This is a genomic window from Massilia sp. CT11-108 (genome assembly GCF_047302915.1).
Taxonomy (GTDB): domain Bacteria; phylum Pseudomonadota; class Gammaproteobacteria; order Burkholderiales; family Burkholderiaceae_D; genus Telluria; species Telluria orientalis.
Map to the genome: position 1 here is coordinate 1 of NZ_JBKYMO010000886.1, position 1,406 is coordinate 1,406.

Here is a 1,406-nt window from a genome sequence, read left to right on the forward strand (position 1 = left end):
CGGCGCATCCGGTTCGCCGGCCGCGAAGGCCGGGGTGGCGGCAAGGCAGGCGGCGAGCAGCGCGGCTGCCGCGGAAAGGCTTGTGAATTTCATGTCTGTCATCCTTTTTTGTTCGGAGACGCCATTTTCGATTGTCTCGATGTTAAGGCGTGTTGTCGGCGTGTAAAAGCGCGTAAAGAGCCGGCGGCGGTCGTGGCCGGCACAGTCGCGCTGCGCTAAGATGCGAGCATGAACCAAGTCCTGCTTATCGACGACGACACCGAACTGGTCGGCATGTTTTCCGAATACCTGGAACAGGAAGGCTTTCGCGTCGCCTGCGCCCACGACGGCGAGACGGGCGCGCGCGAAGCGCTGACCGGCGAGTACGCGATCGCCGTCCTCGACGTGATGATGCCCCGCATGAACGGCATCGAGACGCTGCGCCGCATCCGCGCCGCCAGCCGCATGCCGATCCTGATGCTGACGGGGCGCGGCGACGACGCCGACCGCATCCTCGGCCTCGAACTGGGCGCCGACGACTACGTCACGAAACCCTGCACGCCGCGCGAACTGACGGCGCGCGTGCGCGCCATCCTGCGCCGCACGCAAAGCTCGCCCAACGACGGTCCCGGCATCACGCTCACCGTCGGCAAGCTGACGATGCTGCCGGAGCAGCGCCGCGCCACGTGGGACGGCCAGCCGCTGGACCTGACCAGCACCGAATTCAACCTGCTCGAAGTCCTGGCGCGCAACGCCGGCCGCCCGGTCAGCAAGAACGACCTCTCGGAGCAGGGCCTGGGCCGCCCGCTGGCCCGCTTCGACCGCAACATCGACGTCCACCTGTCGAGCCTGCGCCATAAACTGGGCACGCTGTCCGACGGGCGTTCCTGCCTGCAGACCGTCTACCGTCTCGGCTACCAGCTGATCCGCGAGTAGCGATGGGCCGGCTGTTCTGGAAGTTCTTCCTGTCCATCCTGCTGGCCCAGGTGGCCGCCACGATCGGCGTCGGCGGCACCTTGTGGCTGCGCGACCAGGCGCGCCAGCGCGGCGGCGAACCCACGCTCGACAAGAGTCCGCCCGCCACGATCATGCTGGACGCTGCCGCCGCGACGCTGAAGCACGGCGGTGTCGACGCCTTGCGCGACCTCGCCGCCGGCAGCCGCCGCATGCATTTGTATGTGCTCGACGAACAGGGTCATGAACTGCTCGGCCGGCCCGTGCCCGCCAGGCTGCGCGAGGAAGTCGAGCGCAACCTGAACGGCGACGGCCACACGCACGCCGTCGCCCAGCTGACGAGCGCCGACGGCCGCCGCTACACGGCCTTCGCTTCGCGCGCATGGCATATGCCGGGCATGGACGGTCCACCTCCTCGCGGCTTCGGCACCGGGCCGGGCGGCGGGCCACAAGTGGCAGGCCCGGGCGATGGC

General features: G+C 68.8%; 1 protein-coding gene and 1 pseudogene. Both read left to right on the forward strand.

The annotated features are described in order from the left end of the window. Positions 1 to 228: 228 nt before the first annotated feature. A complete protein-coding gene (locus tag ACEN88_RS31680; protein WP_413346126.1) occupies positions 229 to 915 on the forward strand; it encodes a response regulator in 687 nt (228 codons plus the stop codon). Positions 916 to 917: 2 nt separating this feature from the next. After that, positions 918 to 1,406, forward strand: a pseudogene (locus ACEN88_RS31685) (two-component sensor histidine kinase); the annotation flags it as partial.